Origin of the sequence: Nostoc sp. JL34 (genome assembly GCF_017114945.1) — a bacterium.
In the GTDB taxonomy this organism is placed as follows: domain Bacteria; phylum Cyanobacteriota; class Cyanobacteriia; order Cyanobacteriales; family Nostocaceae; genus Nostoc.
On record NZ_JABXKQ010000018.1, the window covers coordinates 1 to 18,448 of the forward strand.

Below are 18,448 nucleotides of genomic sequence, written 5' to 3' on the forward strand. Positions count from 1 at the left end.
ATTTATGGGCTACAGCCTAGCCACACAAAGGCTTTGACTGTTTTCGGAGATGTCTATAATAGAAGTAGAAATAAATAATTGAAAACATGCCTACCAAGTTGAAAGCTTGAGGGCATTTTTTTTGGCAATTTTGTTTGCCGAATATATACACGTTACTTTGTCCGTATTACTTTGTCAACACTAGCGACAATACTTTGCTTAGAGGTATTCCGGAAGCGATACTAGTATTCGTTAGTGATATTATAGAATTCTTGATTAAGTTTTCAGTAGTGAACAGAGTATTTATGAGAAAAATTTGCTGTAGGTTAAAAGATTTTATGGAAAAACGGCATTTATCCCAGTACCAACTAGCCAAAGAAACTGGTATTAGCGTTAATGCCATTGGCAGGCTTTACAAGGAGGAGTTTGACCGGATTGATTGTCACACAGCTGCGGTTTTATGCGAGTACTTCCACTGTGACTTGTGTGATCTATTTCCACTTGTGGCTGACTCCTCAGCACGAATGAAAGAGGATGAAATTCTACAAAAATATCAAGCTGGAGAGAGAGATTTTTCTAGAGTAGACCTGAGAGAGGCAAATCTCAGTGGGAAAAACTTGACCGAGGTAAACTTGACTGGAGCTATTCTTGCTAGAGCTATCCTGCAAAATGCTGATTTGAGCAAGGCAAATTTGGATCAAGCAGACTTGGGACAAGCAGATATGGAAGGGGTAAACCTAAATGCTGCGAGCCTAAGAACAGCAAAGCTTAGTTCAGCTAGACTAGTTTCTGCAAAACTGATGTATGTCGAACTGACTGAGGCTGATCTCAGTGAGACTGACCTAGAAAAAGCAGATATGAGATGGGCAAACCTTAGTAGAGCAATCTTAAAAGGAGCAAGATTAGATAATACAAATATAGTCAGAGCTAATTTAAGACAAGCGGACTTGACAAATGCCACACTCAGAAAGGCAAATCTGAGTTGGGTAGATTTACGTGAAGTCAAGCTTATCAATGCTGATCTTAGTGATGCAACCCTAGAAGCCAGTAGCCTAACTGATACTGATCTCAGTAAAGTCAATCTTAGTAGAGCCAATCTTAATCAGGCTGATCTTACTAATGCCAATCTCAACAATGCTGACCTTACTAACGCCAATCTAACTAAAGTAAATCTGAGTGGAGCTAATCTGAGTGGAGCTAATCTGAGTGGAGCTAACCTAACTCAAGCCAACTTCAAAGACACCGATATAAGCAATATAATTTTGACTGGTGCTAATTTAAGCTACACCAATTTGAGCAGTTTTAACCTCAATAGTATTAATTTAAGTGGGGCTAATTTAAGAGGTGCTAATCTCAGTAATGCCTCTCTTAAGAGTACGAACCTTAGTTACGTCAAATTCGATGATACAGATATGAAGTGTGCTGACTTAACTGACGCTGACCTTACTGGAACTGAACTTTATGGTAATGACCAGTATGGTGTAAAACAGGCTAAGGCGGATATAAGGGGAACAATATCACCTTCAGGAGATGTTTACAATGATGACATGAATAATGGTATGGACTATGAGCGTAGTCCTGAAGACAAGTTATCTGAACATTTCTAGTTGTTAGGCTTCAATTGATTTTTACTGAGAGAGTGATTGCAATAATTTTTGATCAAGTTTCAAGAATTAGGTAACTTCGCCATCAAGTAAAGGTAGAGTATGACCCAAACGCAATCCTAATACAATCCATCCTTCAAGAGCATCTTGCAAATCTTCCTGACAAGCTTCTAGTGTTGCAGTGTTTGCCCAAACTCCTTGACATTCTGGGATTTCGCTATAAAAAGTTCCATCTTCAAGCAACTCGTAGGTTGATTTGTGCAATGCCGTACGAATGTAATTTGTCAACATTTAGCTTTTTGATCGATTTGTCTATGACTGAAATTTTACTTTTAATCGCAAATCCGCCAAACTCTAATTATTATGTATATTTTTTAATTTCTGAAAATGCGATCGCGCCCCTTTACCAAACGCGATCGCTAAATTTTCCATCCCCTAAGCTATAAAATGCAACTGATTGATCGCTGCATTAATTAGATTATGGGTAACGGGAAGACTATCAACTACCATCCCCAGACACAACAGCATCATGTAGGAGATGGAAAAGAGAAACAACTCTCTAGCGACAGTGCGATCCTCTGGATTTTGCAACAACCGCCAAGATTTGTGGATAAATAATCCTCCCAGACTTAGGGCGATCGCAGCATAAAGAATTCCACTTGCGCCCAAAGGATAAACCAATAACACAGTTGCAAATACTGTCACCAGCGTGTAGTACCAAATCTGCTTCACAGTTGCCGTATCACCTTCAATCACAGGTAACATTGGTATCCCCACCTTTGCGTAATCGTCCCGAATCATCAGAGCTAAAGCCCAGAAATGGGGGGGTGTCCACAAGAAGACGATGCCAAAAATTAACCATGCTGACCAGCTTAATGTGCCCGTGACGGCAGCCCAACCCACTAAAGCCGGAATTGCCCCAGCAGCCCCACCAACAACGATATTTTGGGTGGTGTGGCGTTTTAGCCAGTGGGTATAGACCAAAATATAAAAGACGATGCCAGAGAATGCTAATAGAGCGGCTAACAGGTTGGCAAATACTGCTAGAAGTGTAAAAGAAATCGTCGCCAGTGCGATCGCAAAAATTAGAGCATCGCGCGGCTGCACCTTACCCGAAGGTATCGGACGATGGCGCGTCCGCTCCATGTCATAATCAATATCCCGGTCATAGACACAGTTAATCGTCTGGGCGCTTGCAGCAGCCAAAGTGCCACCAGTGAGAGTTACTAGTAACAGCAATGGGTCTACTTCTCCCTTAGCAGCAATCCACATACTTCCAGCCGTGGTAATCAAAAGCAACGGAATAATCCGAGGCTTGGTTAGCTGGTAGTAACTTTGAACTACCTGGAAAAATGTTTCGTGGTGGCGAGAGACATTAGTCTCAATCATTTTGGCTCTGATTCCTTATTTTTCAACAACTTATATGCAGCCCCCGCTCAAGCTGGCTCTTTCAGGCAAATGAAAACACAGATTTTCTGCACCTGCGTGGGTCGCATCATCAGTGCTGAGTGCTGAGTTAGGAGTTAGGAATTCTTCCCCTGCTTCCTCATCTCCCCCATTTCCTACTCTGCACGGGCTAAACGCCCCGCTAACGTGACTCAACACTCACTGAGTCACGTAGTGATAAAACTGTGAAAGCCACCAAAGTACCTAGCAAAGTAGCTCCTATAGCTTGGTGAGAGACTGTGAGAGGTTCGACTTGGAGGTGTAATTTGAAGGTGGCAAATCCCAACAAGATTTGTAAGGTCAACAACCCACCAGCCATATTTGCCAGTCGCCGTAAGGCTGGATGTAGTGCTGGTGTCCGCCAACAGATAAATACCATTGCCAAGGTTGCCACTGTTGGCGGCACCAAACCAGCAATATGGCTGTACATTACAGTACAAAGTTGAGAACCGCCGAGGCATTGGTGTAGCGCCCAGCGAGAGCCTACCAAAGCACCTAGCAGACTTTGCAGGTAAACCAGAACAGCGGCAGTTAAACCCACCCAAGGCAACTTACCAACGGTTCCATTCCCCTGATAAGGTGTGAGTGCTGTGCCGATAATCAGGAGGGTGGTAAAAAACAACAGCGCCGTTCCTAAATGGGCGGTAACAATATCAAACCGCAATAATTCGGTAACGGTGAGTCCCCCTAAAATACCTTGGAAGACGATTAGAAATAGGGCGAATGTGGATGCCCAAGGCAGCCAAGAGGGTAAAAAACGACGACGCCACCAGGACAAACCGAAAAGTGCGATCGCGCTTACACCAATTAAAGCTGCATCCAATCTGTGAAACCACTCCAAAAACACTTGGAGATTCATTTGCTTGGCTGGCACGAGTTCGCCATAGCATAAGGGCCAGTCTGGGCAAGCAAGTCCAGCATTCATGACGCGGGTGGCACTGCCTATGGCCATCAAAATTAAGGTGGCTATGCACATTTTCCACACCAAGCGCCGAATCATTTCCTTGGGCTTTTGCTGCTCAACTACCGCTTCATTTTGTTGTTGTAGGACAAATTCGCTCATGAACGATACCTTCTGCCCGCTCTTGGTGGCTCTCTTAAAATTTTCAATTTTCTTTTAGTGTCCCATCTTCACCCTAGCGTATAGGCTAAAGGTTTATAGATTAGCACTCACTTATACTTTGAATCACTCCAGCAAAGTTTTGCCCGAAGCTTTAGGTATTTTTCAAGATGTCAGAAATTGATTGAACTGGGGATTAGGGATTAGGGATTAGGGATTGAGAAAATTTTGATGGGTATTCAAACTCTAACCAAAATTGGGAAAAATACTCTTCTTTCCCAGTCCCCAGTCCCCAGTCCCCAGTCCTCGCCAACTTCAGTACAGCAAGTTGGTGAGGACTGGGGGCGACCCATTAATGGCAATTAATTTAAGCATTCTAAATTTTTCCTTAAATTTTTTCACTGGTTTACATCTATTTTTGGCGTTGTATGATAGTAAACTCATACTCAAAATTAGTGAAATAGCCAAAAAAATTAATAAAAATTTCAGGCCTTTGTCGCCCATGTCTGACAGCCTAGACTACCTTAGTAAGTGAGTAGCTTCGAGATAACATAGTAAATTCAATTAAGTAAGCCGTGAAGATTCCAAGTTCCATCTGGACATTACTCATTGGCATCGTGCTAACGCTAGCCAGCCTTTGGTACGGTCAAAATCACGGTCTGTTGCCAGCAGCCGCCACTGATGAAGCCGTCTTGGTGGATGGTCTGTTCAACGCGATGATGATCGTTTCTACAGGGATATTTCTGCTCGTTGAAGGTATTTTAATTTACTCTGCATTTAGATATCGTCGGCGTGCAGGTGACAATGAAGACGGCCCACCAGTTGAAGGTAATATACCTTTAGAAATTCTCTGGACGGCGATCCCAGCAATTATCGTTATCGGTATTTCTGTTTACAGCTTTGATGTCTACAACGAAATCGGTGGCTTTGATCCCCATGCTATCCATGAAGCACCGATGAATCAGGAGTCAATGAAAATGCCAGGGCATGGGAGTGCGTTCGCGCAGCGTGCGGGAACCGCACTCGCGGCAACTTTAAGCGATACTCCTCCCAGCACCGAACCCAACCTCAATCAAGAAAAATCTGATGAGGCAATGCAAGATCCAGCTACGGCAGAAGTCCGCAATGCTGACCAAATTCCTCAACTGCGGAATGCCCCAGGTGTAGGTAGTGTTGCCCCGACAATTGGCGGCACTCCTGAAAAAGCAGGCAAACCAGCAGAATTACAAGTCAACGTCACTGGTCTACAATATGCCTGGATTTTCACTTATCCTGAAACTGGTATAACTACAGGTGAAATGCACGTCCCCATCGGGCGAGAAGTGCAAATCAGTATGACCGCCAACGATGTTATCCACGCCTTTTGGGTTCCAGAATTCCGCCTAAAACAAGATGCGATCCCCGGTAGACAAAGCGAGATTCGCTTCACCCCCAAAAAAGCCGGAGATTATGTCCTAATCTGTGCTGAACTTTGTGGCCCCTACCACGGTGCAATGAGAGCGCCAGTAGTTGTTGAACCACAAGAAGCCTTTGACAAATGGATGCAAGAACAGCTAGTTGCCAGCAAAGAAACACTAAATCAAGCGATCGCTGTTAACCCTGCCGATCTATCCCCAAATGAATTTCTTGCGCCTTACACCAAGGACATGGGAATTAAACCAGAAATCCTCCATCAAGTTCACCATTAATCAATATGTTATTTAGTCAAAATCCAATGACTAATGACTAATGACTAATGACCAATGACTAATGACTATGACACAAGCTCAGTTGCAAGAAACTGCGAATATCCCTGCCCTTCTTGAGGAACCAGGGATGAGGAAATGGCAAGACTTCTTTGGCTTTCAAACCGACCATAAGGTGATTGGGATTCAATACCTAGTCACTTCGTTTATTTTCTACTGCATTGGCGGCGTCATGGCTGACTTGGTTCGCACAGAACTGCGAACCCCAGAGGTAGATTTTGTCACCCCAGAAGTCTACAATAGTCTGTTCACGCTGCACGCCACGATCATGATTTTCTTGTGGATCGTGCCAACAGGGGCAGGGTTTGCTAACTATCTAATTCCCCTGATGATTGGGGCAAAAGATATGGCATTTCCTCGGCTGAATGCTGTTGCCTTTTGGATGATCCCGCCTGCGGGTATATTGCTGATCGCCAGTTTAGCGGTAGGCGATGCACCGGATGCAGGTTGGACTTCCTACCCTCCCCTGAGTTTGGTAACAGGACAAGTGGGGCAAGGCATTTGGATTATGAGTGTCTTGCTGCTGGGTACATCATCTATTTTGGGGGCGATAAATTTCCTGGTAACATTGATCAAGATGCGTATCCCCAGCATGGACATACACAAAATGCCCTTGTTCTGCTGGGCAATGTTCGCCACTTCGGCGCTAGTTTTGGTATCAACCCCAGTCTTAGCAGCAGGTCTGATTCTGCTTTCCTTTGACTTAATTGCCGGGACAACATTTTTTAACCCAACTGGCGGGGGCGACCCGGTAGTATACCAGCACATGTTCTGGTTTTACTCCCACCCAGCGGTTTACATCATGATTTTGCCCTTCTTTGGCGCAATTTCAGAAATTATCCCCATCCATTCTCGCAAGCCGATTTTTGGCTATAAAGCGATCGCTTATTCGTCTCTTGCCATTAGCTTTTTGGGGCTAATTGTTTGGGCGCACCACATGTTTACCAGCGGTATCCCCGGTTGGTTGCGGATGTTCTTTATGATCACCACCATGATCATTGCCGTACCCACAGGAATTAAAATATTTAGCTGGTTAGCAACGATGTGGGGTGGAAAAATCCGCCTTAACAGTGCCATGCTATTTGCCATCGGCTTTGTTGGCACTTTTGTAATCGGTGGGATTAGTGGCGTGATGCTGGCAGCAGTGCCCTTTGATATTCACGTTCACGATACTTATTTTGTGGTTGCCCACCTGCACTACGTCCTATTTGGCGGTAGCGTTCTAGGAATTTTTGCTGGTATTTACCACTGGTTCCCGAAAATGACGGGACGAATGATAAACGAATTTTGGGGTAAGGTTCACTTTGCCTTGACTATTGTCGGTTTAAACATGACCTTCTTACCCATGCACAAACTGGGTTTAATGGGCATGAATCGCCGTATCGCCCAATATGACCCCAAATTCACCACATTGAACGAAATCTGCACGTATGGTTCTTACATACTGGCAATTTCGACATTCCCCTTCATCATCAATGCGATTTGGAGTTGGTTGTACGGCGAGAAAGCTGGCAATAATCCTTGGAGGGCACTTACCTTAGAGTGGATGACAACCTCACCACCAGCGATCGAAAATTTCGATCAAACCCCAGTACTGGCTACAGGCCCCTACGACTACGGTTTGGAAAATGCTAGTGAAGGTGTACCCTTATCTGATCCCAATCCATTATTATCTGGTGGCCCCAACTCAGTATTAAGAGCAGAACCCGACCCAGCGGTTGCCGCTAATCCCGAAGACCGGAAATAAACAGGGGACTGGGGACTGGGGACTAGGGAAGAAGCAAGGGAGCAGAGAGCAGGGAGCAAGGGAGAAGAGTTTTCCCCTCCGCCCCCTGCACCCCGCCCCTCTGCCTCTTTTCAATGCCCAATGCCCCATGCCCAATGCCCAATGCCCAATGCCCAATTCCCCACCTATTAAAAATTCATGCAAAGTCAAACTATTGACCCAGCTAAAACGGAACTGAATCATCACCACGCGGCGGAAGCGTCTGTCGGTCATCATGAAGAACATCCAGACCATCGTCTGTTTGGGCTAATTGTCTTCCTGATTGCTGAAGGGATGATTTTTATGGGACTGTTCGGAGCCTATTTGGCTTTCCGTGCAACCTTGCCTGTATGGCCGCCAGCAGGGACTCCAGAATTAGAACTATTGCTACCTGGAGTTAACACCATCAATCTAATTTCTAGTAGTTTTGTCATGCACAATGCCGACACTGCTATCAAAAAGAACGATACACGGGGGGCGCGAATCTGGTTAGCAATTACTGCTGCAATGGGTGCTATCTTCTTGATAGGTCAAGTATATGAATATACCCATTTAGAATTTGGTTTAACTACCAATTTATTTGCTAGTGCATTTTATGTTTTGACTGGTTTCCACGGATTGCACGTTACCATCGGCGTTTTGGCAATTGTTGCTGTGTTGTGGCGATCGCGCGTTCCGGGTCACTACAGTAACGAAAAGCACTTTGGCATTGAAGCAGCCGAAATTTACTGGCACTTCGTTGACGTGATTTGGATTATTTTGTTCGGATTACTGTATTTACTGTGAGTATTAATTATTAGTTGTTCACTCCACGCGGACAACTTAATCGGCCCCCACTAGGGGGCTTTTTTAATGATCGCTTGACTTTTAAGACAGTCGCTACAAATATTTTATTTTTTCAGAGTAATCAAAGAGCGCTAGTCAGCTAATAGGTAATGTAAACCAGAAAGTTGTCCCTGCATCCAATGCACTGTTCACACCAATTTCGCCGCCGTGAGCATGGATGATTTGCTTACACAGATACAACCCCAATCCCAAACTGACAGAATTGCCGATACTAGCACCCCGAAAGTAAAGGTCAAAAAGCCGATCGCTTTGTTGTTGACTAATTCCCACGCCGTTATCACTAACAGTACAGTAAATTTTGTCTTCCTTACGAGTAGCGTTGATTGTCAAGAGCAATCCAGGGGGATTATGTTTTAAAGCATTGACAATTAAGTTAGAAAAAACTCGCCATAGTTGCGTGGGATCAGCATTCACTAATGGCAAATCTGCGGATACCAGCTTTGTCAGCTTGGCTTGATTTTGTGCTATTAATGGCTCTAAATCAGCGATCGCAGCTTCGATAACTAGCAGTAATTGTACGGATTGATATTGTAAAAAAACACCTTGAACCTCGCTGATATGAGTTTCCATCAACGAATTAATTAAGTTCAGTTGGCGATCGCTACTTTGAATCATCCGCTCTAAAATTGAGCGTGAAACAGGGATTGGGGATTGGGAAGAGACTTCTTGAATAATTCCCCCTTGTCCCCGATTCCCAGTCCCCCCTCCCCCGCTGTTGAGCAAATTCTTCAGCACCATTAAAGTACCCAGCACTGGGTTGCGTAAGTCGTGGGAAACTGCATGGAAAAATACTCGTAGTTCTTCTTCAGTTTGCTTGCGCTGGGTAATGTCTTCAATCAAACCTTCGTAGTAAAGCAGTTTTCCCTGTTCGTCACGCACTGAGTAGGCTTTTTCCGAAATCCAGACAATACTGCCGTCTCGGCGATAAATTTGGGACTCGAACTCAGAAACACTGCCATACTTTTCCATCAGGCGGACAAATTCTGCCCGACGGTTTGGATCAACGTACAATTGTTCAATCTCAGTGAAATTTGCTGTCACCTCGTCTACTAAGGAGTAGCCATAAATACGTGCTAAAGCAGGATTTGCCGTAATGTAACGTCCATTGGGACTACTTTGGAATATCCCTTCAACGGCATTTTCAAAAATGCTGCGATATTTAGCTTCTGCAACCTTGAGTTTTTGATAGGCAGATTCCAGTTCTTGACGGGCATAAAACTCAGAGCGTTGCAGGCGATCGTATAGATAAACACCGATATCACATATAGTACAAAACCAAAAAATGTATAAAATGAACGTTACATTATATATTTCTGGGTGTTCGGGGATCGGTGTTTTTAGTCCAAGTGCCGTATTCACACCAAAATAGTAAACCAGCACACTCACTTGAGTCAGCAAGTGAATAATCCAGCAGACGGGCATCAACACAGCTTGGCTCAAGAACAGCAGCGACCAACCGATGGTATCAGGTAGTGCAAAACCTCTAAGAGTTGCAAACAACTGCGACGCTAAACTAATTGACCAAGAAGAACCCAAAAATAATAAATCTGGATGATGACGACCTAACTTAGTTTTATGTAAGGCAAAGCAGATCAGTATACTCAGAAGCATTGCAATATTGATTACAAGGCGTTGAGTTCTAAGTATTTCTGGCAACTGCTGCAACTCTTGAAAAGGGAAAAACAAGCCATAAATGTCTCGCAAAGTAAAAGACAACAGACAAATCAGCGCCAGCCATAACCATAAACGCAATCTCTGCCACAAAAAACGGTTACGCCAATCTCTGTAAAGAGTAGTGATTTCATCTGTTGTTGGTGCAGAAAAGGTTTTTCTCCACCAGCTTTGCACTGTTCTAAATGGAGTAGCCATTAGCATCCGAGCAACTTTGCCCATACCGTCGAGGGTGTTTCCCTTACTCAACATTGCTATCAATAACACCCTCTCATTTTTTGGTGATTTATGGGCGATTTGTTCTGGATGAAGTTGCTAAAGGTAACGTAAACCAGAAAGTTAACCCACGCTTGCGGTTACTAATAACACCGATTTCGCCGCCATGCGCCTTAATAACTTTCCGACAAAGATACATTTTTAAGCCAATGCTTGTAGAGCAACAGTCTTGGGGATCGCGAACATGAAGATCGAAAAGGCGATCGCACTCTACTTTACTCATTACTACACCGTCATCTTGAATCTGAGTGCGAATCATTCCCGCCTCAACGGTGGCACTCAGGGTAAAATTTAATCCTGGTGGATTATTTTGCAAGCCATGTGCGATTAAATTTGCCAAAACTTTCTGTAACCGAGTCCCATCTGCCATTACTAACGGTAAATCTGCGGGAACCAAGTTCTTTAGAGTCGCTTGATTTTGTGTCAGCATGGGTTCCAACTGGGCGAATGTTCCTCCCAGTAGGGTGCTAAGTTGCACAGGTTCGAGTTTGATCTCAAGACCCTGTTTTTCACAGGAATTTATTTCTAGCAATGAGTTAATCATTGTTAGTTGGCGATCGTTGCCTTGAATCATCCGCTCTATTATTGAGCGAGATACTGGAATTGAAGATTGGGCATGGGAAAGAGGCAGAGGGGCAGAGGGGATGGGGGGCAGAGGAGAAAGACTTGCTGTAATTTCCCTCCTGCTCCCCTGCTCCCCTGCTCCCCTGCTCCCCTGCTCCCCTGCTCCCTTGCTCTCCACTCCCTGATTTAACAAATTCTTTAGCACCATCAAGTTACCCATCACTGAAGTTCGTAAATCGTGGGCAACTGTATGCAAAACAACATCTTTGACGCGATGCAATTTTTCAACTTCTTGCATTTTCTGCTGCAACTGTGATGTCCGTTCTTGGACTTGCTGTTCTAAATTAGTGTTGAGTTCTGCTAGCTTTTGGCATATCTGGCTTTGCTGAATAGCGATCGCTACTTGTTCTGACATCTGCTGTAATAAATCAATTTCTATTGGCTGCCAATGACGCGAACCTGAGCATTGATTGGCAATTAATGCCCCAAATAATTCGTTATTTAGCATTATTGGTACAGCCAAGCTAGCCTTCGTTTGGAATTTTTGACAGTGTGCTTTGACTTTGGGAGATACTTTCATTTGCGTTATGTCTTCAAAAACACGCACAAAATTATCTTTTAGTAAATTTCGCACTTCTTTTAGATAAGCTTCATCATTAGTAGACCAACCTGAGACTGATGGATATTTGGGATCTACTGATTCGGCAAGAGTTCTGATTCCTAAATTTGCATTATTTAAACTAATGAAAACTCGATCTGCTTGGAGAAATTGCCTAACTTCCGTCACGGTGGTTTGGAGAATTTGCTCTAAGTTAAGCGAAGACCGAATTCGCACTAGAGTTTCTGCCAATAAGCGATCGCGTTGGGCACAAAAGCGTAATTGCGCTTCTACCTGTTTGCGTTCTGTAATGTCGTGATGCACTGCTAGGATGGAAGGGATACCATTCAAATCAATGACTTCGGCTGAAAGTAGCGTTGTAATTATCTCGCCAGACTTTTGCCGAAATTCAACTTCCAAGTTCCGAGCGACTCCCGTGGTTTGCAACTCTTGCACTAAGTTGAGGCGATCGCGATCGTGTACCCAAAAATTTAACTCAAAAGAAGTTTTACCAATCGCCTCATCTCGCTCATAACCTGAGAGTTTCACAAAACTGTCGTTAACTTCGATGAAGCGTCCTTCTTGCAGCGTACTAATGGTAATTGAATCGGGACTGCAACTAAAGGCTTTAGCAAATTTTTGGGCAAGATTTTGTAAGGCGACTTCTCCTTGTTTCCGATCTGTGATATCTCGGACAATTGCTAGTACCTCATCTGTGCCACTTACTACCAACCGCGCCTCATAATCTCTAACTCCCAAAGGCGTTGGTAGCTGATATTCACAAGTTTGTAAAGTTCCAGAATCTAAAGTTTTAGCGATCGCTACTTGGCTAATCGTCGCCACATCACTGGGCAATAACTCTTGCAAATGTTTTCCCACTATTTCTTCTCTCGAAAGAGTGATATTTGCTCCTTCACTTTTCAAATCTAGATATTCGCCATCACGGCTGATGCGAAACATCAAATCGGGGATAGCATCCAAAATTGCTTTATACCGCACCTCACTCTCTTGCAATTTTTCTTGGGCTTGTTTTCGGTCGGTAATATCCATAAGCAAGCCATTCCAAAGAAAATCACCTGCTTCCTGTAGTTCTGGTTGCGAAGTACCTTGAATCCACTTAAGTTTGCCACTAGGCGTAATGATCCGACCTTCCCAATGCCAAGGTCTAAGGGTGGTACGACAAACATTAATAGATTCTGCAAAAGCTTTTATATCCTGTGGATGAATCAGTTTATATAGCACCTGGAAGTCTGCCTGTACAGCTTCTGGTTCTAGTTCAGACAAATATTTACAACCAGAACTAACATAAGGGATAAATACAGAACCATCCTGCCTTTGCAGAATTTGGAAAAGCATCCCTGGTAAATTGGCAGCAATTGTTGACAACAGAGTGATCTTCTCTGGTTGAAAATCTGGTTTATGAGGTGATATTACAATTTCATCCACTCTTTGACCCTTTGATATATAAGCAATTGGCATAATATTCAAGGCAATCATAGCCATTGTGAGAGTTTTTTAGCTGTTTGCACGATCACTAACAGCAGAAAAAGTGGCTCTACTTTCAGAGTAGTTCTGGATGCTGCGATCGCATTCACCCAATCGGGTGAACCATTTGTCAAAGAGCGAATCAGTTCAGAAGTGTTGAGTTAGCGATCGCCGGATTTATTTTAGATTTGGCGGAAATTTTGTGAGTAATTCGCCTACTGTACAATGTTGGTATAATTATTAAAAATTATTTTCAAAAATTAAGTGCGATGTCTACGACGGGCTATTCGGCGTCGCAACGAGAACACAGCAGATATCGCACGTAATATCATTTAGCTGTAATCGCAGTCAACGCAGCCGACTTTGATCGCAACAATCAGATAGAAAGTAGTTTTTCAATCTCCTTAATCTAGTGTGATATCAAACTGATTCCGTAGCAATCGCCCCTTCACTAACCAGAAAGGGCAGAGGAGGCATCAATGCAATTACAACAGACACAACTTTTAGAAGAAACCCTCTGGGAAGCAGTTCTCAATCGAGACTCCACAATTGACGGCAAGTTTTTCTATGGCGTTCGCTCTACAGGCATTTATTGCCGACCTATTTGCCCTAGTCGCAGACCAAATCGCAATCAAGTTTGTTTCTTCCAGTCAGCACAAGAGGCTGAAATTGCAGGTTTTCGACCTTGTAAGCGGTGTCAGCCACAATCTAAAACAGTTCCAAATCCAGTCAAAGCGAAAGTATTAACAGCATGTCGATACATTGAGGCACAAGTTGACCACATCCCAACCCTCTCGGAATTATGCTCTCAGGTGGAAATGAGTCCCAGTTACCTACAAAGAATATTCAAGCAAATAATTGGTGTATCTCCGTTTCAATATGCAGATGCGCTGCGTAGCCAACGATTGAAACAGCGTTTACAGTCAGGAGAAGAAATTGCTCATGCAGTTTACGACACGGGGTATGGTTCAAGTAGTCAACTTTATGAGAAAGCACCTAAACAACTGGGAATGACACCAAAGACTTACCAACAAGCTGGAAAGACAATTAGTATTGTCTATGCGATCGCTTCATCTCCACTAGGATATTTGCTTGTGGCAACAACAGAGAAGGGTATCTGCGCCGTTAAACTAGGTGATGAAGCAGACAAGCTGGAACACATTTTGAACCAGGAATTTCACCAAGCGCACATCATGCGTGATGACCACACACACAAAGAATGGATACAAGCAATCCTCGACTTGATTGCAGGAGATGAAACACATCTTGATTTACCACTTGATGTCCGGGGGACAGCATTTCAAAAACAGGTTTGGGAAGCATTACAAAAAATTCCCTATGGCGAAACCCGTACTTACACTGATATTGCCCGTAATCTTGCCAAACCCCAAGCAGTCCGCGCTGTAGGCAATGCTTGTGGAGCTAATCCGATCGCGCTGATTGTACCGTGTCATCGGGTGCTGCGGAGTGATGGTAGTCTTGGTGGTTATCACTGGGGAATTGAGCGCAAACAAAAACTGCTTACACAAGAATCAGAACGCACCGCGCGGGACTAGGGACTGGGTAAGTAAATTAACTTTTAATTCCTAGTCATTAGAGTGTGTTTTCAAACCCCAAATTAGACTTAATTGTAACGTGAGTTCGATAAACCTCTCCCTCCCAGCCTCCCTTTCCGTTTCGGAGAGGGAGGAGAAACGAAAAATTAAGCTTTTTGCTCCCCTCTGGGCGTCGGGGAGAGGTCAAATAAGACTTGTCGAACTCACGTTAATTGTAGATTGGGTTGAGGGACGAAACCTAACATTGACGTTGCTTTCTGGGGTTGCGCTTCCCTACGGGACGCTACGCGAACGTTTAACCCAACCTCCGTTTCCGTATCTTTTTATTTTTCAGTCAAAATTTTACAAAGATGACATTGGAAGAAACAGCTGCACAAACACCTGAATTAGAATTCTTGACTGAAGAAAGTTTGACCCGTGGTTTAATGGTGCTTGCCAATCTTGACAGTGATTTAGCTCGGATTTTAGAGACACTGGGGCCTCCACCAATATGGTCAAGAGAACCGGGTTTTGCAACACTTCTGTGCATAATTCTGGAACAACAAGTTTCTTTAGCAGCTGCAAAGGCTGTATTTACGCGATTATGCCGAGTTGTTGTGACTCTGACGCCAGAAAACTTTCTGACATTGGATGATGCTCAATTAAGAGGGATTGGATTCAGTCGGCAAAAGATTCTATACTGTCGTGGTTTGGCTCAGGCTATCGCAACTGGTCAGCTTGACCTAACCAAGCTCGAAACAATGGACGAAACTACAATCAGAACTGAGTTAAAACGTCTCAAAGGTATAGGAGAATGGACAGTTGATATTTATTTGCTAATGGCGTTGCAACGTCCTGATGTTTTTCCTAAAGGCGATTTAGCGATCGCAATTGCTCTACAAAAACTCAAAAACTTGGCGACGCGTCCAACACCAATTCAACTAGAAGCAATGACACAACACTGGCGACCCTGGCGAGCGGTAGCTGCAAGACTTCTATGGCACTATTACCTAAGTAATCCCAAGTAATTGCTCCTTCTCCCTTGGCGGTTCGTATAATAAATATAAACTAAATGGCAGAAAATCAATTAAGCTTAACACCAGAAAAGTCTGATAACACTTCAAAATTCCTGCCGATAATCATAGTAATAATTGCATTATTAGCTTTATCTTCAACAGCAATTTTTATTAAAATTGCTGTTAGAGAAATGAGCGCTGTTGCTACATTATTTAATCGCTTATGGATAGCAACTATTATCTTTGGATTATGGAGTGGAATTAACCAGACACGGACTCAAATTACAGAAGATAAACCTGTATTACCACAGCAGCGTTATCCAATCAAAGAGATAGCGTTTTTAATCGCAGTGGGTTTAGTTCATGTGTTAGGTAGATTATCTTGGACTTGGTCGCTAACTCAAACTGGTGCTGCTAATGCTAACGCTTTAGGTAGTCTCAATCCGCTATTTACTACTTTAGGAGGATGGCTATTTTTTAATCAAATTTTTGGGCGCAAATTTATCATCGGTCTAATCTTAGCCATAATCGGTGCGATCGCAGTCGGATTTGAAGATTTATTACACTCTAATAATAATTTTACAGGTGATGCTGTTGCCCTCATCTCATCGATATTTTATGCAGCAAACTTTTTACTTATTGAGCAGATCAGCAATAAGTTTTCAATTATCACCATCCTTGTGTGGCGCTGTGCGATCGCAACTTCATTGATGATCCCAGTAGTACTAATCTTTGAAAAACAAGTTTTCCCAGTTACTTTGTCGGGGTGGTTAGTAGTATTTGCTTTAGCTGCTATTTGCGAAGCTTTGGGTCATGGGCTAATTGTATACAGCCTGAAAACTTTTTCTTCAGGATTTATCTCTTTGCTGTTATTACTCAATCCAGTAATTGTTGCTATTCTTGCTTGGATACTTTTCTCGGAAAACTTGAGTATTTTTAACTTGTTAGGGTTGACTCTAATTTTAGGGGGTATATATCTAGCAATTTCTAATAAAGAATCTGTGCAATCTAAAGTTAATCCCCATATCCAATCTCCAGCAGAAACTGAATCTTAACAAGTACACCCGTAGGGGCACGGTATGCCCATTGGTGTCAACTTAAGGTTAAAACCCATTTGTCAACGATAGGTTTTGTTAGGAACGAAGTATAAAGGTGAACTTTTTTCTGACTTTTATACGCAAGCTGGGAGTGATGCTAATAAACAAAGCATTAATAGTCCATGAAAAAGTTCGTTTTTTGTCCCTTTCAAACCGAATTTTTAAGCCTAAATGCTTATTGACATAGGAAGTTTGAGCTTAACTTGACACCAATGGGTATTGCCGTACCCCTACACTTAGCGATATAATTTTATACTGCATCTGAGTGGGAATCGCTATAAGCACTAAAGTACCTACTACGAACCTTCAAAACTAGCTTAACAATTGGTAATTACATTGCTTACAGTTTACCTGTGAATACCTTTTCAGCTGGGCCTGTCATGTAAACCCGTTGGTCTACTTCTGACCATTCAATTTGTAAGGGCCCACCTGGTAATTCTACAGTGGCGGTGCGATCGCATTTTCCAGTTAACACTCCAGCCACTAAAGAAGCACAAGCACCAGTTCCACAAGCTAATGTAATCCCAGCACCCCGTTCCCACACCCGCATTTTCAAATAGTCACGGCTCACCACTTGAATAAATTCGGTATTTATGCGTTGCGGAAAAACTGGATGATGCTCAAATTTAGGGCCGATGATTTCTAGCTCAATTGCAGCGACATCTTCCACAAAGGTAATACAGTGGGGATTTCCCATACTTACACAGGTGACATCCCAAGTTTGCCCCGCCACCTCTAACGGCTGAGAAATTACTTTTTCTTCAGCAGGTGTAAGGGTAGTCGGAATTTCGCCAGCGAGTAACCTGGGTAAACCCATGTCTACTTTTACTTGACCATTAGGCAGGATTTGGGGAATCATCACACCAGCTAGGGTATGAATGCGATATGAGTCTTGATTCCGGGATTCGCCTTCTAAGTCTGCCAAAAAGCCAGCTAAACAGCGAATGCCATTGCCACACATTTCTGGTTCTGAACCATCGGAATTAAAAATCCGCATGGTGTAGTCAGTGCCGTTTTCTCCAGGGAGGGCAAAAATTACACCATCAGCACCGATGCCAAAATGGCGATCGCACAACTTGATGGCTTGCTCAGGAGTCACTACAGGCAAAGATGACGAGCGATTGTCAATCAAAATAAAGTCGTTGCCTAGACCATGATACTTAGTAAATTCGATTGCCATTTCTTCAAGGATGAATTATCAAGGATTAGTTACTCTTTATTTTGCCTTGTAGGTTCATCTTTACTAAAAATGCTTACCGAATTTGACACCACTTTACCCAGCATTAGACAAGTCCAAAACCTGATTAAACAAACAACGCCAGTAGAGTTAAAGCTGCTGACTCAGGATGTACTCACAGGAAAGGTTTTATGGCAAGATCCACAGTGTATCTGTATTGCTGATGAAAACAGTCAGCAAAGCATTGTTTGGAAACAAGCGATCGCATACATCAAGCCGAAAACAAGTTAAGGGACTGACAAATAAAAAAATATTCAATTAACTCTTGTGGGGTGGGCATCTTGCCATAGGTGTCAAGTTAAGCTCAAACTTCCTATGTCAATAAGCATTTATGCTTAACAATTTGGTTTGAAAGGGACAAAAAACGAACTTTTTCAGGGACTATTAATGCTTTGTTTATTAGCATCACTCCCAGCTTGCGTATAAAAGTCAGAAAAAAGTTCACCTTTATACTTCGTTCCTAACAAAACCTATCGTTGACAAATGGGTTTTAACCTTAAGTTGACACTAATGGCAAGATGCCC

Annotated in this window: 16 protein-coding genes; 9 read left to right on the forward strand and 7 right to left on the reverse strand. The window is 43.2% G+C overall.

Annotated features, from left to right (window positions below; translation table 11 throughout):
- The first annotated feature begins 284 nt into the window (after positions 1-284).
- The gene (locus tag HWQ44_RS02805) at positions 285-1,586 is read left to right on the forward strand and encodes a pentapeptide repeat-containing protein (RefSeq protein ID WP_292714474.1); all 1,302 of its coding nucleotides are present in this window, start codon (positions 285-287) and stop codon (positions 1,584-1,586) included.
- 66 nt (positions 1,587-1,652) lie between these two features.
- Here HWQ44_RS02805 and HWQ44_RS02810 read toward each other — a convergent pair whose 3' ends face one another.
- The 3 genes from HWQ44_RS02810 to HWQ44_RS02820 all read right to left on the reverse strand — a co-directional run bounded on the left by HWQ44_RS02810 (position 1,653) and on the right by HWQ44_RS02820 (position 4,092).
- Positions 1,653-1,874, reverse strand: coding sequence for a type II toxin-antitoxin system HicB family antitoxin (locus HWQ44_RS02810; protein WP_292714477.1), 222 nt, complete (start codon positions 1,872-1,874; stop codon positions 1,653-1,655).
- A gap of 144 nt (positions 1,875-2,018) precedes the next feature.
- On the reverse strand, positions 2,019-2,972 hold the full coding sequence (locus tag HWQ44_RS02815; RefSeq protein ID WP_292714480.1) for a heme o synthase: 954 nt from the start codon (positions 2,970-2,972) through the stop codon (positions 2,019-2,021).
- Positions 2,973-3,171: 199 nt separating this feature from the next.
- Positions 3,172-4,092: a heme A synthase gene (locus tag HWQ44_RS02820; protein WP_292714483.1), complete on the reverse strand. Its 921-nt coding sequence runs from the start codon at positions 4,090-4,092 to the stop codon at positions 3,172-3,174.
- A 228-nt stretch (positions 4,093-4,320) separates the two neighbouring features.
- Between HWQ44_RS02820 and HWQ44_RS02825 the strand changes: the two genes are divergently transcribed.
- From HWQ44_RS02825 to HWQ44_RS02840, 4 genes are all read left to right on the forward strand, one after another.
- Entirely contained in the window at positions 4,321-4,455 is a 135-nt protein-coding gene (locus HWQ44_RS02825; protein WP_292714486.1) for a hypothetical protein, read from the forward strand.
- A 209-nt stretch (positions 4,456-4,664) separates the two neighbouring features.
- Positions 4,665-5,777, forward strand: a complete 1,113-nt coding sequence (locus HWQ44_RS02830; RefSeq protein WP_292714489.1) for a cytochrome c oxidase subunit II — start codon at positions 4,665-4,667, stop codon at positions 5,775-5,777.
- A gap of 67 nt (positions 5,778-5,844) precedes the next feature.
- A complete protein-coding gene (gene ctaD / locus HWQ44_RS02835; protein ID WP_292714508.1) occupies positions 5,845-7,581 on the forward strand; it encodes a cytochrome c oxidase subunit I in 1,737 nt (578 codons plus the stop codon).
- 177 nt (positions 7,582-7,758) lie between these two features.
- Entirely contained in the window at positions 7,759-8,385 is a 627-nt protein-coding gene (locus HWQ44_RS02840) for a heme-copper oxidase subunit III (protein ID WP_094348047.1), read from the forward strand.
- A 135-nt stretch (positions 8,386-8,520) separates the two neighbouring features.
- On the opposite strand, the gene HWQ44_RS02845 is transcribed toward HWQ44_RS02840, so the two are convergent.
- The 3 genes from HWQ44_RS02845 to HWQ44_RS02855 all read right to left on the reverse strand — a co-directional run bounded on the left by HWQ44_RS02845 (position 8,521) and on the right by HWQ44_RS02855 (position 13,173).
- Positions 8,521-10,314: an ATP-binding protein gene (locus tag HWQ44_RS02845; protein ID WP_292714510.1), complete on the reverse strand. Its 1,794-nt coding sequence runs from the start codon at positions 10,312-10,314 to the stop codon at positions 8,521-8,523.
- An 88-nt stretch (positions 10,315-10,402) separates the two neighbouring features.
- Complete coding sequence (locus HWQ44_RS02850; RefSeq protein WP_292714492.1) at positions 10,403-13,057, reverse strand: PAS domain S-box protein; 2,655 nt, start codon at positions 13,055-13,057, stop codon at positions 10,403-10,405.
- A complete protein-coding gene (locus HWQ44_RS02855) occupies positions 13,048-13,173 on the reverse strand; it encodes a hypothetical protein (RefSeq protein ID WP_292714493.1) in 126 nt (41 codons plus the stop codon). The genes HWQ44_RS02850 and HWQ44_RS02855 overlap by 10 nt, the downstream gene beginning before the upstream one ends.
- 345 nt (positions 13,174-13,518) lie before the next feature.
- On the opposite strand from HWQ44_RS02855, the gene ada reads away from it, so the two are divergent.
- The 3 genes from ada (at position 13,519) to HWQ44_RS02870 (ending at position 16,645) form a co-directional block, all read left to right on the forward strand.
- Positions 13,519-14,595, forward strand: a complete 1,077-nt coding sequence (gene ada / locus HWQ44_RS02860) for a bifunctional DNA-binding transcriptional regulator/O6-methylguanine-DNA methyltransferase Ada (protein ID WP_292714496.1) — start codon at positions 13,519-13,521, stop codon at positions 14,593-14,595.
- Between the two features lie 350 nt (positions 14,596-14,945).
- Positions 14,946-15,602, forward strand: a complete 657-nt coding sequence (locus HWQ44_RS02865) for a DNA-3-methyladenine glycosylase 2 family protein (RefSeq protein WP_292714499.1) — start codon at positions 14,946-14,948, stop codon at positions 15,600-15,602.
- 44 nt (positions 15,603-15,646) lie between these two features.
- Positions 15,647-16,645: a DMT family transporter gene (locus HWQ44_RS02870; protein WP_292714502.1), complete on the forward strand. Its 999-nt coding sequence runs from the start codon at positions 15,647-15,649 to the stop codon at positions 16,643-16,645.
- A gap of 382 nt (positions 16,646-17,027) precedes the next feature.
- Here HWQ44_RS02870 and dapF read toward each other — a convergent pair whose 3' ends face one another.
- Entirely contained in the window at positions 17,028-17,867 is an 840-nt protein-coding gene (gene dapF / locus HWQ44_RS02875) for a diaminopimelate epimerase (protein ID WP_292714504.1), read from the reverse strand.
- A 69-nt stretch (positions 17,868-17,936) separates the two neighbouring features.
- On the opposite strand from dapF, the gene HWQ44_RS02880 reads away from it, so the two are divergent.
- Entirely contained in the window at positions 17,937-18,155 is a 219-nt protein-coding gene (locus HWQ44_RS02880; RefSeq protein ID WP_292714507.1) for an RNA chaperone Hfq, read from the forward strand.
- The last annotated feature ends 293 nt before the right edge of the window (positions 18,156-18,448 follow it).